At 69.2% G+C, this 13,638-nt stretch carries 11 protein-coding genes; 8 read left to right on the top strand and 3 right to left on the bottom strand.

Annotated elements, in window-relative coordinates; all coding sequences use genetic code 11:
* Nucleotides 1-217 precede the first annotated feature (217 nt).
* Complete coding sequence (locus ACK41C_RS18410; RefSeq protein WP_409657377.1) at nt 218-2,695, top strand: TonB-dependent receptor plug domain-containing protein; 2,478 nt, start codon at nt 218-220, stop codon at nt 2,693-2,695.
* 59 nt (nt 2,696-2,754) lie between these two features.
* Here the strand turns inward: ACK41C_RS18410 and ACK41C_RS18405 are convergent, their stop codons facing one another.
* Entirely contained in the window at nt 2,755-3,066 is a 312-nt protein-coding gene (locus ACK41C_RS18405) for a P-II family nitrogen regulator (protein WP_409657374.1), read from the bottom strand.
* Between the two features lie 2 nt (nt 3,067-3,068).
* The gene (locus ACK41C_RS18400) at nt 3,069-4,043 is read right to left on the bottom strand and encodes a sodium-dependent bicarbonate transport family permease (RefSeq protein ID WP_409657371.1); all 975 of its coding nucleotides are present in this window, start codon (nt 4,041-4,043) and stop codon (nt 3,069-3,071) included.
* Between the two features lie 305 nt (nt 4,044-4,348).
* On the opposite strand from ACK41C_RS18400, the gene ACK41C_RS18395 reads away from it, so the two are divergent.
* The 4 genes from ACK41C_RS18395 (at nt 4,349) to alr (ending at nt 8,769) form a co-directional block, all read left to right on the top strand.
* Nucleotides 4,349-4,765, top strand: coding sequence for a hypothetical protein (locus ACK41C_RS18395; protein WP_409657368.1), 417 nt, complete (start codon nt 4,349-4,351; stop codon nt 4,763-4,765).
* Complete coding sequence (locus tag ACK41C_RS18390; protein WP_409657365.1) at nt 4,762-5,937, top strand: zinc-dependent alcohol dehydrogenase; 1,176 nt, start codon at nt 4,762-4,764, stop codon at nt 5,935-5,937. Before ACK41C_RS18395 ends, ACK41C_RS18390 begins: the two co-directional genes overlap by 4 nt.
* Before the next feature lie 225 nt (nt 5,938-6,162).
* Nucleotides 6,163-7,656, top strand: coding sequence for a replicative DNA helicase (locus ACK41C_RS18385; RefSeq protein WP_409657363.1), 1,494 nt, complete (start codon nt 6,163-6,165; stop codon nt 7,654-7,656).
* Nucleotides 7,657-7,674: 18 nt separating this feature from the next.
* Entirely contained in the window at nt 7,675-8,769 is a 1,095-nt protein-coding gene (gene alr / locus ACK41C_RS18380) for an alanine racemase (RefSeq protein ID WP_409657360.1), read from the top strand.
* 1 nt (nt 8,770) lies between these two features.
* On the opposite strand, the gene ACK41C_RS18375 is transcribed toward alr, so the two are convergent.
* Nucleotides 8,771-9,955: a Yip1 family protein gene (locus ACK41C_RS18375; protein ID WP_409657358.1), complete on the bottom strand. Its 1,185-nt coding sequence runs from the start codon at nt 9,953-9,955 to the stop codon at nt 8,771-8,773.
* A gap of 131 nt (nt 9,956-10,086) precedes the next feature.
* Between ACK41C_RS18375 and radA the strand changes: the two genes are divergently transcribed.
* From radA to purF, 3 genes are read left to right on the top strand one after another with little or no spacing between them, the layout of a single operon-like run.
* A complete protein-coding gene (gene radA / locus ACK41C_RS18370) occupies nt 10,087-11,454 on the top strand; it encodes a DNA repair protein RadA (protein WP_409657355.1) in 1,368 nt (455 codons plus the stop codon).
* Nucleotides 11,454-12,080 (top strand): CvpA family protein, encoded by a 627-nt coding sequence (locus ACK41C_RS18365; RefSeq protein WP_409657352.1) that lies wholly within the window; start codon nt 11,454-11,456, stop codon nt 12,078-12,080. The genes radA and ACK41C_RS18365 overlap by 1 nt, the downstream gene beginning before the upstream one ends.
* Nucleotides 12,077-13,579 carry an amidophosphoribosyltransferase gene (purF, locus tag ACK41C_RS18360; RefSeq protein ID WP_409657349.1) on the top strand — a complete coding sequence of 501 codons (1,503 nt, stop codon included), beginning with the start codon at nt 12,077-12,079 and terminating at the stop codon, nt 13,577-13,579. The genes ACK41C_RS18365 and purF overlap by 4 nt, the downstream gene beginning before the upstream one ends.
* Nucleotides 13,580-13,638 lie beyond the last annotated feature (59 nt).

The following is a 13,638-nucleotide window of genomic DNA, read 5'->3' as shown; positions in this document are numbered from 1 at the left end:
TCCGCGCCGTTTTCTTTTTGCGCCCCTGACGCCGTGCTTCCACTCCACCCGCCGCTGGCGAAGCGGCGTCATGTCGCGGTTAGTCAAGCCGCCGATAGCTAAGATTGCGCCGTTCTGTGACAGTGCGGACACGGCGCGCACGAGAGAACCGATCTAGCTTTTCGTCCGGGGCCTGAAGGATCCGCGCCGATGACGGCGGCAGGCTCAGGGGAAGAACATGCAATCTCGAAACATTCTGCTCGCCACAGCATCGGCTGCGACGCTCCTCCTCGGCGGCCAGGCGGTCGCCCAGCCGGCGGACCAGACTACAGTGGAAGAATTCGTGGTCACCGGCACCCGGGCAGCCAACCGCACCGCGCTGGACACCGCCGTGCCCGTGGACGTGATCGGCGCCGCCGAACTCGCCAAGCTGGGCGTGACCGAGGTCAACCAGGCGCTCTCTGTCGCCCTGCCCTCCTTCACCTTCCCCCGGCCGGGCCTCGCCGACGGCACGGACACGGTGCGGCCGGCCACCCTGCGCGGCCTGGCCCCGGACCAGACCCTGGTGCTGGTGAACTCCAAGCGCCGGCACTCGGCTTCGCTGGTCAACGTCAACGGCACGGTCGGCCGCGGCTCCTCGGCGGTGGACCTCAACACCATCCCCTCGGCCATGGTGCAGTCGATCGAGGTGCTGCGCGACGGCGCCTCGGCCCAGTACGGCTCCGACGCTATCGCCGGCGTGCTGAACCTGCGCCTGCGCGAAGCCTCCAGCGGCGGCAACGTCACCGCCACCTACGGCGCGCGGGTCACGACGGTGGAGACCCTGGTAGGCGCCCCGCCTGCCGGCGCCAACTGGAGCGTGGCCGACAAGGCCAACTACGACCGCACGGACGGCGAGACGGTCAACCTTTCCGGCTGGATCGGCCTACCGCTGGGCGAGGCGGGCTTCCTGACCCTGGCGGCCGAGTACCTCGACCAGGAAAAGACCGTGCGCACAGCCCCCGACTGGCGCCAGCAGTATCCGCTGGTGAACGGCGCCTTCGATCCGCGCGAAGCCACCATCGACCGCTACAACGCCTGGTACGGCGAGCCGGATATCAAGCAGTACACCCTGTTCGCGAACGCCGGTTATGACCTCTCCGACACCGCCAAGCTCTATGGCTGGGCCAGTTACCAGAACCGCGACTCCACCTCGGCCGGCTTCTTCCGCCGGGCGCTCGACGACCGGAACATCATCTCGATCTATCCGAACGGCTTCCTGCCGCTCATCAATCCCACGGTTGAGGATATCTCCGTCGGCGGCGGCATGGCCTGGCAGATGGGCGCCTGGGACCTCGACGCCTCGCTGGTCTACGGGTCCAACCAGATGGACTTCGTCATCCGCGACACCCTGAACCGGTCCATCGGCCCGTCCAGCAAGACGGTGTTCGACGCCGGCGGCTTCGAATACAACCAGCTGGTCTTCAACCTGTCGGGGGTGCGCACCTACGAGGTGGGCTTGGCCTCGCCGCTCAACGTCGCCACCGGCATGGAAGTGCGTCGAGAGGGCTACCAGATCCACGCGGGCGAGCCGGATTCCTACCGCAACGGCGGGGTCCTGCTGAACGGGGCGCCCACGCCCTCCGGCGCCCAGGTCTTCCCCGGCTTCCGCCCGGCCAACGAGGTCGACGTCGATCGCAGCTCCGTCGGCGTCTATCTCGACCTGGAAGCCAATCTGACGGACCAGCTGCTGGCCTCGGCGGCGGCCCGGTTCGAGCACTATTCGGACTTCGGCGAAACCCTGACCGGCAAGATCGCCCTGCGCTACGACGTCACCGAGAACTTCGCCTTGCGCGGCTCGGTCCAGAACGGGTTCCGCGCGCCCTCGCTGCAGCAGCAGTATTTCACCGCCACCTCGACCAACTTCATCAACGGGGTGCCGTTCGACATCACCACCTTCCCGGCGACCGATCCGGTGGCCGCGGCCCTGGGCGCCAAGCCCCTGGATGCGGAAGAGTCGCTGAACTACGCGATCGGCGCGGTCTTCCGCATGGGCGCGTTCAACCTGACGGTGGACGCCTACCGGATCGAAGTCGACAACCGCATCGTGCTGTCGGAGAACCTGACCCAGGCCAATGTGCGGGCCTATCTGCAGTCGCAGGGCTTCGTCGGCGTCGGCGGCGGGCGGTTCTTCATCAACGGGGTCGACACCGTCACCGAAGGGCTGGACGTGATCGCCAACTTCCGGGTCCCAACCGAGGAGATCGGCGTCTTCGCCTTCACCCTGGGAGCCAACTTCAACTCCACCAAGGTGACGCGGGTGCCGGTGACCGCCCAGCTGTCGGCGCTCAACCCCGCCCCGGTGCTGTTCGACCGGGTGAACGTGCTGACCTTCGAGAAGGGCACGCCGGAGTCGAAGTTCTCCGGCTCGATGGACTGGACCTACGGCCCGGTCGGCGCGACCGTGCGGGCCACCCGCTATGGCGAGGTGCTGAGCCCCGGCACCACGGCGGCGTTGGACCTGGTGCTGGAGCCGCGGACCCTGCTCGACCTGGAAGGCCGCTGGGACGTGACCGAAAAGGTCCGCCTGACCCTCGGCGCCGACAACGTCTTCGACGAGTATCCGACCAAGACCCCGCCGAGCCTCAACACCACCTCCAACACGCCGTTCTCGAACTACTCCCCGTTCGGGCGGTCCGGCCGCTACGTCTATGGCCGGGTGTCGGTGAGCTGGTGATCGACCTGGCTTGACCTTTCGGGGCGGCGCGGAACTCCGGTTCCGCGCCGCTTTCGTTTCTACAGGAAGCGTTCGCCGCGCAGGACCTCGACCTCGGAGACGCAGACCACGCCCGGATAGTCGGCGAAGAAGGCGGCCAGGCGCTCCAGCGCCTTCTGGGCCGTTTCATCGGAAACCACGGCGAAGATCAGCCGCTTCTCCTGGCCCGGCGCGAAGTCGCCGCTGCTCCAGCCGCCGCCGGTTCCGGCGCCCTCCAGGCTCGGCAGCACCGTCCAGCCGCGCACGCCCGCCTCGCCCAGCATCTCCTCGACCCGGCGCAGCACCAGCGCCTCGACCACGATTTCCAGCTTCTTGCGGCGCGCGGTCTGCATGGTCACCTCACGAGCAGGGACGCCGCGGCGGTGTAGAGCGGGATGCCGACGACGAGGTTGAAGGGGAAGGTGACGGCCAGCGACAGGGTCAGATAGACGCCCGGATCGGCGTCCGGCAGGGCGATCCGCATGGCCGCCGGCACGGCGATATAGGAAGCGCTGGCGCCCAGGATCGCCAGCACCGCGGCGTCGCCCGGCGGCAAGCGCAGGAGGAAGCCGAGCAGCAGCGAAATCGCACACGAGATCAGCGGCATGACCAGGGCGAAGCCGACCAGGGCCGGCGTCAGGCTGCGCGCTTCGCGCAGCCGCCGCGAGGCCACCAGGCCCATCTCCAGCAGGAAAAGCACCAGAACCCCCTGGAAGACCGGTCCGACGAAGACATCCAGCTTGGCCATGCCGCCTTCGCCCGTGAGCACGCCGATCAGGAAGGCGCCGATCAGCAGCACGACCGAGCCGTTCAGGGCGACTTCCCGCACCAGTTCGCCGCGAAGGCCCTGCCTGCCGGCGGCGCCGGTGCCGGCCAGCACCAGGGCCGAGAGGATGGCCGGCGTCTCCATCAGGGCGACGACGGCCACCATGTAGCCGCCAAAGGGTATGCCGCTGACCCGCAGGAATTCCGTCCCCGCCACGAATGTGACGATGGAGACCGAGCCATAGTGCGCCGCCGTCGCGGCCGCGGTCGTGCGGTCCAGCCGGCTGACGGCCCGCAGGATCGCAAACGCCAACAGCGGGATGCCGAAACTCAGGGCCACGCCGGCTCCCGCGGCGCTTAGAAAAGCCTGCGAGAGGCCGGCCTTGGAGGCTTCGACCCCGCCCTTGAAGCCGATGGAGAGCATGAGGACGAGGGCCAGCGTCTTGGCCGCGCTCTCCGGAATCGCCAGGTCCGAGCGGAACCAGCCGGCTCCGAACCCTAAAAGGAAGAACAGCACCGCCGGAGCCAGGAGGTTCGCCAGGGCGAGCTGGGCGGATTCGATCACGGTCGGTCCTTGTGCGAGGGGCTTCGCCTCATTAGCCGCGCGCAGGTTCGCTGTCAGCTTTCCGCTGGGTCACCCCCTCAGATCACAAGATCGCCAGCCGACCGCTTTTGCGTCCCGCACCCGGAACATCTCGCGCCCACCGCGCTTGGGGCGAGGGAAAACGGGAGTTCAGCATGACAACCGCCGAGATCGTTTCCGCCCGGCCAAACGGGCGTCTTGCGTCGAAAATGCCTTGGCCGACGCCGCAGAGGCTGCAGCGCCTTGCGCGCGCGCCCAGCGCTACGCTCAAAGGCCCTGGAAAGCCCATGCGCCTCTCCACCGACCGGGTCAGGGCCCCTCCGGCGATCAGCCCCACCCTATCGATGAACATCGGCATGACCGCCATCGGTCTTGGGATCTGGGGCATGATGTTCCCAAAACACGTGGCCAGAACGCTGGGGGTCCGGGCCCCCGCCCCAGTGGTCCAGGCCCTCTTCGGCCTGCGCGAACTCTGGACCGGCTATGCGCTCGCGGGGGATCCCACCAAGAGCGGCATGCTCTGGGCGCGCGTGGCCGGCGACCTGTTCGACATCGCGGTGCTCAAGGGGCTGGACAACCGCCGCAATCCGAAACGCGGCACGGCGCGGGCGGCGCTGGGCGTGGTCCTGGCGGTGACGGCGCTCGACGTGATCACCGCCGTCCGGATGAGCAACGTACAACGCAATTGCGGAGACGACCGATGAAAGCGCTTTGCTGGCAAGGCAAGAAGGATATCCGCTGCGAGGAAGTCCCCGACCCGATCATCGAAGATCCGCGCGACGCCATCATCAAGGTGACCAGCACCTGCATCTGCGGCTCCGACCTGCACCTGATGAACGGCTTCGTACCTTCGATGTGCCTGGGCGATGTCCTGGGTCACGAACCCATGGGCGAGGTCGTGGAGGTAGGCCCTGATGCCAAGGCGCGCGGCCTCTCCGTCGGCGACCGCGTGGTGGTGCCCTTCCAGATGGTCTGCGGCGAGTGCGAGCAGTGCCTGAAGGGCAACTTCTCCGTCTGCCAGCGCACCAATCGCAACGCAGATCTCGCCAAGGCCTTCTTCGGCGACACCACGGCCGGCCTGTTCGGCTACTCCCACATCACCGGCGGCTATGCCGGCGGCCAGGCGGAGTACATGCGCGTACCCTTCGCCGCGACGACGGTGATCAAGGTCCCGCAGGTGGGCCCCGACGAGCGCTATCTCTTCCTGTCCGACATCCTGCCCACCGGCTGGCAGGCGGCGGTCCAGGCCGAGATCGAGCCGGAGGACACGGTGGCGATCTGGGGCTGCGGGCCGGTCGCACAGTTTGCCATCCTCGCGGCCCGCCTGCTGGGCGCGCGGCGGGTGATCGCCATCGACGACGTGCCCGAACGCCTGGAAATGGCCCGCCAGCAGGGTGCGGAAATCCTGGATCGCAGCCAGGTCAATGTGATCCAGGCGTTGAAGGACATGACCGACGGCCACGGCCCGGAGAAATGCATCGACGCCGTCGGCATCGAGGCCCACGGCCCGACCAAGGTGCTGGAACTGATCGACCGCGTGCAGACCGCCCTGAAGCTCGAAACGGAGCGCCCCATCGCCCTGCGCGAGGCTATCGTCGCCTGCAAGGCGGCGGGGACGGTGTCGGTCCCCGGGGTCTATGGCGGCCTGGCGAACTCGATCCCGTTGGGAGCCCTGATGAACAAGGGGCTGACCCTGCGCACCGGCCAGACCCATGTGAAGCGCTATGCGGACGACCTCCTGCGCCGGATCGACGAGGGCGAGATCGACCCCACCTTCGTCATCACCCACACCGCGCCGCTCGGCCGGGGGCCGGAAATGTACCAGCGCTTCCGCGACAAGCAGGACGGCTGCATCAAGGTGGTGCTGAAGCCCTGAGAATGGCGGCCGCTTTCGAAAGCGGAGGCGGCCGCTCCCCGCATCGAATTCAGCGGGACCACGCCCGTTTCTGACGTCGGCGTGGTTTAGGAGGGGCGTACAGACCCCGTGAAAGCACGCGCTCAATGACCTCCGCACCCGGTTACCCACAGCCTCGCGGATTTCCTGTGAATGGGGCGTCCGGTCGCGCTGAAGGGGGCGGAGGCTTCAGCTAATCCTTAACCCATGGCCGTCGTCCCCGCTCTCGATCTCCGCCCCGCCCATAACGACGCGCAGATTCCGCATGCGCCCGCCAACATCGAGGCCGAGCAGGCCCTGCTGGGCTGCCTGCTCTACGACAACGCCGCGTTCGAGCGGCTGGGCGACTATCTGCAGGCGCGGCATTTCTACGAGCCGTTCCACAGCCGGCTCTACGGCGCCATCGAGACCAGCGTCCGCAAGGGCCAGCTGGCCGAGCCGATCCTGCTGGCCGAGCAGTTCAGCCGCGACCCGGCCTTCGAGGAGCTCGGCGGCGTGCGCTATCTGGCCGACCTGGTGGACCGCGCCCCGCCGGCGGCCAACGCCCCCGACTACGCCCGAGCAATCTACGACCTGGCGCTGCGCCGCGACCTGATCCGCATCGGCGGCGACATCGCCACCACCGCCAGCCGGCCCGACGAGGAGCGTTCGGCCCGCGACCAGATCGAATCCGCCGAAGCCCAGCTCTTCCAGCTGGCCGAGAGCGGCGGCACGTCTCAGGGGTTCGTGCCCTTCGCCGACGCCCTGCACGGCGCCGTGGCCATGGCGGCCGAGGCCCACGCCCGCGACGGGGGTCTGGCCGGCATCTCCACCGGCCTGATCGACATGGACCGCAAGATCGGCGGCCTGCACCCCTCCGACCTGATGATCCTGGCTGGCCGGCCCTCAATGGGGAAGTCGGCGCTCGCCTGTAACATCGGCTTCCACGTGGCGCGCCACTACGCCTGGGAGCCGCAGCCTGACGGCTCGCGCAAGACGGTGTCGGGCGGGGTGGTGGCCTTCTTCTCGCTGGAAATGTCGGCCGAGCAACTGGCCATGCGTCTCCTCGCCGAGGTGTCCGGCGTCTCGGGCGACCGGCTGCGCAAGGGCGAGATCGACGCCTCGGAATTCGCCCGGGTGCGCGAGGCGGCCATGGAGATCCAGGACGCGCCGTTCTTCATCGACGCCACCGGCGGCCTGTCCATCGCCAAGCTGGCGGCCCGCTGCCGCCGGCTGAAGCGCCAGCACGGCCTGGACCTGATCATCGTCGACTACCTCCAGCTCATCACTGCAGGCGACACGGGCGGCAAGGACGCCAATCGGGTGCAGGAAGTCTCGATGATCACCCAATCCCTCAAGGCCTTGGCCAAGGAACTTAACGTGCCGGTGCTGGCGCTCTCGCAGCTCTCCCGCCAGGTGGAGAACCGCGAGGACAAGAAGCCTCAGCTCTCGGACCTGCGCGAATCCGGCTCGATCGAGCAGGACGCCGACATGGTCATGTTCGTCTACCGCGAGAGCTACTATCTCGGCCGCGCCGAACCCCGCGAAGGCACGCCCGAGCACCTGACCTGGCAGGAGGAGATGGACAAGGTCCGCGGCATGGCCGAGGTCATCATCGGCAAGCAGCGCCACGGCCCCATCGGCACCGTCAAGCTGTCGTTCAACGAGAACATCACCAAGTTCGGCAATCTGGCCCGCGACGGGTTCTACGAACCGCACTGACCGGCTATGGCGGAGGCTATGCCAGCGCCGTCCGCCGCCCGCCTGTCCATCGATCTCGACGCCCTCGCCCGGAACTATCGAACCCTTGCAACGCTCGCCGGCGGCGCGGAGCCCGCGCCGGTCCTGAAGGCGGACGCCTATGGCCTGGGCGCCGGGCCAGTCGGCCGCCGCCTCTGGGCCGAAGGCGCCCGGCGGTTCTTCGTGGCGCGACTGGAGGAAGGCGAAGCCTTGCGCGGGGCGCTGGGACCGCAACGGCCGGCACGCATCCACGTGCTGGACGGCTTCCTGCCCGGCGCCGGCGCACGGCTGGCCGCGGCCGAGCTGACGCCGGTTCTGCACAGCCTGCCTCAAGTGGAAGCGGCCCGCGCCTTCGCGACGTCGCGTCGCGCGCCGCTGGCCGTCACCCTGCAGATCGACACAGGCATGAACCGCCAGGGGGTCAGCCCCGACGAAGCCCGCGCGCTCGCCCAGGCGCCCGACCGCCTGGCAGGCCTCGATCTGGAGCTGGTGATGAGCCACCTGGGCTCCTCCACCGATCCGGCCGATCCGCGCAACCGGCTGCAACTGCAGCGCTTCAAGGCTGTCCGCCCCCTCTTCCCGGAAGCCAAGGCGAGCTTCGCCGCCTCGGCGGGCGTCTTCCTGGGGGAGGACTACCGCTTCGATGTGGTGCGGCCCGGCGTCAGCCTGTTCGGCGGCGGTCCGGAGGAGCGCCCGGATTCGCGGCTCGAGGCCGTTGCGACCTTCGAGGCGCCGGTCCTGGACATCCGTAACATCGCCCCGGGCGAAATGGTCGGCTACGGTTCCTCTCTGACCGTGGACCGTCCCACCCGCGTGGCGGTCGTCGCCGCAGGCTACGCCGATGGCCTCATCCGCGCCGCCCGCGGAAAGGCCCAGGCTTGGGTCGGCGGACTGATGGCGCCGATGCTGATCGTCACCATGGACCTGATCCTGCTGGAGATCGGTGAGGCCCGGGTGCAGATCGGCGACATGGCCGAACTGCTCGGGCCCCATGCGCTGCTGGACGACCTGGCCGCCGCCGCCGGGACCGTGGCGCACGAATGCCTGGTCCGGTTGGGCGGCCGCGGAGAGCGCATCTACCTCGGCGAGGCCTGATTTACCGGGCCAGGGCTTCCAGCTTGCTGAAGCCCACCGAAGCCGCCGCAGCCTTCAAATCGGCCATGGCGACGCCGTCGCCCTCGGCGCTGACCAGGAAGCGGTTGCCGACCAGCACGCTGTACTCCCCGTGGCGGGCGGCGGCGTCGTAGCGTTCCTGAGTCATGCGGCCGTCGACTCGGCCGACCTTCTCGTAGGCGCCGTCACGTTCGGACGAGGACTGGACGTTGAACGCCTCGGCCAGGCCCGCCAGCGCGCCGGCCGCACCCAGGTCCGCCACAGAAAGGCGCAGGCGGGCGTCGCCCTTTTCGTAGGCCCCTTCGGCCGACGAGCCGGTCATGCCGCCGACGCCGCCGGACGCCGAGGTCACCTCGGTGCGGGAAAAGCCCGCCACCGCATCCGGGAGATAGGTCTTCAGCACCTCCGGATCGGTCGCCGGCGGGCCCTCGCCCCGCTCCATCTGCCGGGCGGCGGCTTCCATCTGCTTGCTCGCCTCCTCCAGCTTGCCCAGGTCGAGAGTTCCACCGGGCGTGCGGACGGTTCCGGAGACCGAACCGCGATCGGCCATCAGGCCCGAACCCACGGCGCCTGCGCCGGCCAGGCCGCCGGCCACCAGACCGATCACCATGCTCAGGACGATCGCCACGACCACGGTGACCGCCGTGTACGGCAGCGCCTTCTCGGCCGGGACCTTCATGAGCTTCGGCAGGCCGAGATAGAGCAGATAAAGCGAATAGAGGCCGCCCAGCAGCGCAAGGAGCGCGATGGCCGGAAAGACTCCGAAGATCCCGGCCACCCAGGCGGCCGTATAAGAGTAGGCGGCGACCTTGAGCGCCTGGATCTGGTTCTTCTGCCCTTCGAAGCTCGAGGCCAGGGCGTCGATCACCAGCGCCAGCACATAGACCATGGCCAGCGCCAGGCCATAGCTCACCAGAGCCTGCACCAGAGCGCCGATCAGGCTCGGGCGATAGACGACCCCGAAGAGGCCGTAACCGAAGACGAGCGACCCGATCAGCGTCGCCACCGCCGGGATGGCGGCCAGCGGGATGATGTACCCCTTGTACAGGCCGCCGACGGTGGCCGGCTCGCCCTCGATGACGTCCCAGGTCTCCGAAGGGCGGACCAGTATCGCCTTCACGCGATCGACAAGCCCCGAGGTCATCGGACCCGGCTCTACTACGCTCATATCAGCCTCCCCAAGCTGCAGTTCGCAAACCCGCGCCGGAGCCTAGCCGACCGCGCGGGTGCGGCAACCCGCTTTCGGACGCGGGCGCGGAGGGGCGCTAAACTGCGAGCCCCAGCGAATCAGGAGCGTGCATGGCCCGCGACGGCGCCGTCTATGTCTGTCAGTCCTGCGGCGCGGCGCAGTCGAAGTGGTCGGGCCAATGCCAGGCCTGCGGCGCGTGGAACACCCTCGTAGAGGAGGTCCAGGCTCGTCCGCCCGGCGCGCTCGCCACCAAGCGCGGCGCGCGGAGCCATGGGCTGGCCTTTCAGGGCCTGGAGGACCCGGTCGCAGCGCCGCCCCGGCTGATCACGGGGGTGGAGGAGTTCGACCGCGTCTGCGGCGGCGGGGTGGTGCCGGGATCGGCCATCCTGCTGGGCGGCGATCCGGGGGTGGGCAAGTCGACCCTGCTGATGCAGGTGGCCGCCAATGCGGCGCGGCGGGGCATCTCCTGCGCCTACATCTCCGGCGAGGAGGCCGTGGAGCAGGTGCGCGGCCGCGCCCAGCGCATGGGCTTGGCCGACGCGCCCGTGCGGCTGGCGGCCGAGACCTCGCTGCGCGACATCCTCGACGGCCTGAAGCGCGAGCCGTTCGACCTGGTGGTGATCGATTCCATCCAGACCATGTGGTCCGACGCCCATGAGGCCGCGCCCGGCTCGGTGACCCAGGTTCGGGCCGCCGCGGGCGAGCTGGTCCGCCTGGCCAAGAAGCGCGGCACGGCGGTGATCCTCGTGGGCCACGTCACCAAGGAGGGAACCATCGCGGGCCCCCGGGTGATCGAACACATGGTCGACGCCGTGCTCGCCTTCGAGGGGGAGCGGGGCTACCCGTTCCGGGTGCTCCGCGGGGCGAAGAACCGTTTCGGCGCCACCGACGAGATCGGCGTCTTCGAAATGGGCGACGCCGGCCTTGCGGAGGTGAAGAACCCCTCGGCCCTGTTCCTAGACACCTCCGGCGAGCGGGCGGCCGGGGCGGCGGTGTTCGCCGGCATAGAGGGCTCGCGGCCGGTGCTGGTGGAGTTCCAGGCCCTGGTCGCGCCGTCGGCCTACGGCACGCCGCGGCGGGCGGTGGTGGGCTGGGACTCCGGGCGCCTCGCCATGGTGCTGGCGGTGCTGGAGACCCGCTGCGGCCTCTCCTTGGGGGGCCGCGACGTCTATCTGAACGTGGCGGGCGGCCTGCGGGTCAATGAGCCGGCGGCGGACCTGGCGGCGGCGGCGGCGCTCGCCTCCTCCGCGCTTGACGAGGCCCTGCCCCAGGATTGTGTGGTGTTCGGCGAGATCAGCCTCTCGGGAGACATTCGGCCGGTCAGCCGCATGGAGTCGCGCATGAAGGAAGCCGCGAAGCTCGGCTTCAAGCGCGCGCTGGCGCCGAAAGATGTGGAGGGCGCCGGCGGTCTGAAGATCGACGGCGTCGCCCGCCTGGCCGAGGCCATCGCCAAGATCGGCGACGGGGACTGGCGCTGATGTCGACGCCCTGGTTCGACATCGCCATCGTCGGCGTCCTGGGCGTCTCGGCGCTGGTGGGCTTCATCCGCGGCGCGGCGCGCGAGATGGTGACGGCTCTGGCCTTCGTCTTCGCCGCCATCGCCGCGCTCTACGGCCTGCGCTTCACCGGGCCGCTGGGCCGGCAACTGATCGATCCCGACTGGGCCGGCACGGTGGCGGCGGTCGTCGTCGTCTTCCTGATCGCCTATGCGACATTACGCATCATCGGCGGCGGGCTTGCGAAGCGGGTGCAGGACGGCCACGTGCTGGGCCTCCTGGACCGCACCGTCGGCCTGGGCTTCGGGCTCGTCCGGGCCTTCGTCGTACTGGGGGCCTTTCACCTGGCCTTCCACGCGGCGACGCCGGCCGAACGCCTGCCGCCCTGGATGACGGACTCGGCGACCTATCCGCTCACCGAGGCGGCGGGCCAGGCCTTGAAGACGTTCGCGCCCAGGGGTCTCGACATGGCCGGAAAGCTTCGCCCCGCGCTGGAAGACGCGGTTCGTGAAGGAACCACGACAGGCGGGGGTGACTCCGTCCGACCCGGAAGCTATGACGCCGCCGAACGCGGCGGACTCGACGATCTGGTGGAGAAATCCCGATGACTCAGGATCAGGATCGATGGCGCCAGCCGCGCCTCATGAACGGCCGCGATCCTGACGACGACACCCCCCGCCTAGAGTGCGGGGTGTTCGGCGTCTACGGCGTCGATGCGGCGGCGGCGATCACCGCGCTGGGCCTGCACGCCCTGCAGCACCGCGGCCAGGAGGCCTGCGGCATCGCCTCCTTCGATGGTCAGCGGTTCCACACCGAACGCCATATGGGCCACGTGGGCGACGCCTTCGCCGGCCCCGACCTTGTAGACCGCCTGCCCGGGCACATGGCCATCGGCCACACCCGCTATTCCACCGCCGGCGGCTCGTTCATCCGCAACGTCCAGCCGATGTTCGCCGACCTCGAGGCCGGCGGCGTGGCCCTGGCCCACAACGGCAACCTCACCAACTTCCTGACCCTGCGCGAGCAACTGGTCTCCGAGGGGGCGATCTTCCAATCGACGTCAGACTCCGAGGTGATCCTCCACCTCCTGGCCCGCTCCCGGAAGGCCAAGTTCGTCGACCGGTTCATCGACGCGCTCGCCAAGATCGAGGGCGGCTACGCCCTGGTGGCCCTGACCAACAAGAAGCTGATCGGGGTGCGCGATCCGCTGGGCATCCGCCCGCTGGTGCTGGGCGACCTGGACGGCAAGGCGGTGCTGGCCTCCGAAACCTGCGCGCTGGACATGATCGGCGCCACCTTCGTGCGCGACATCGAGCACGGCGAGATGGTGGTCATCGACCACAAGGGCATCCGCAGCCTGAAGCCCTTCCCCGCCGCCCGCGCCCGGCCCTGCATCTTCGAATACGTCTATTTCGCCCGGCCGGACTCGGTGGTGAACGGCCGCTCGGTCTACGAGGTGCGCAAGCGCATGGGCCGCCGCCTGGCCCAGGAGAGCGCGGTGCCGGTGGACGTGGTGGTGCCGGTCCCCGATTCCGGCGTGCCCGCCGCCCTCGGCTACGCCCAGGAAACCGGCCAGCCCTTCGAGATGGGCATCATCCGCAACCACTATGTCGGCCGCACCTTCATCCAGCCCACCCAGGGCGCACGCGAACTGGGCGTGCGCATGAAGCTCTCCCCCAATCGCAACGTGCTGGCGGGCAAGCGGGTGATGCTGATCGACGACTCCATCGTCCGCGGCACCAACTCGGTGCGGGTGGTGCGGATGGTGCGCGAGGCCGGCGCCAAGGAGGTGCACCTGCGCTCGGCCTCCCCGCCGATCAAGTGGCCGGACTACTACGGCATCGACATGCCCGACCGCGAGCACCTGCTGGCGGCCAACAAGTCGGTCGAGGAGATCGCCAGGATCCTGGAGGTTGATTCCATGGGGTATCTGTCGGTGGAGGGCCTCTACTGGGCGATGAACGCCGAGCCCCGCGATCCGGCCGACCCGCAGTTCACCGACCACTACTTCACCGGCGACTACCCCACCCGTCTGCTCGACCGCGAGATCGCCGAGGGCCGCAACGAAGCTTCCGACCGGCAGCTGTCCTTCCTGGTCGACGCGTGATCTCCGCAGCCGGCGCGTCCCCTTGTCCTCCCCCGTTCCCGGGGGAGGAAGATCTGCGC

This window comes from Phenylobacterium sp., from assembly GCF_046290725.1.
GTDB lineage: Bacteria > Pseudomonadota > Alphaproteobacteria > Caulobacterales > Caulobacteraceae > Phenylobacterium.
The sequence above is the reverse complement of the archived record's forward strand: the minus strand, read 5'-3'. Positions and strand labels throughout refer to the sequence as shown.